This is a genomic window from Mesorhizobium sp. M00.F.Ca.ET.216.01.1.1, from assembly GCF_004010325.2.
In the GTDB taxonomy this organism is placed as follows: Bacteria; Pseudomonadota; Alphaproteobacteria; order Rhizobiales; family Rhizobiaceae; genus Mesorhizobium.
On sequence record NZ_SADR02000414.1, the window covers coordinates 1 to 312 of the forward strand.

Below are 312 nucleotides of genomic sequence, written 5' to 3' on the forward strand. Positions count from 1 at the left end.
GATCGCTCTTCAGAAAGTCGAAATTAACGTGGCCACCCTGCGCTCGGCGATAGCATCGCGCGCACGACTTGTTGCGTCTCGGGCTTGATGGGCGTTGGTCGTCCCCCCAAACGCTTTCAGATTCAAGGGCGCCGGCGCAAGGCTCTGGTCCCCCGCCCCTATTCACCCGATCTCAACCCCATCGAGCAGGCCTTCGCCAAGATCAAGCACTGGATGCGAGCTGCCCAGAAGCGAACCATCGACGACACCTGGCGACACATCGGACACCTCGTCGCCACCATAGAACCCGACGAATGCTCAAGCTACTTCAAC

1 pseudogene is annotated in these 312 nt (G+C 59.9%); it reads left to right on the plus strand.

Features of this window, described 5'->3' with window-relative positions:
* Positions 1-133: 133 nt before the first annotated feature.
* A pseudogene (locus EN859_RS36730) lies at positions 134-312 on the plus strand (IS630 family transposase); the annotation flags it as partial.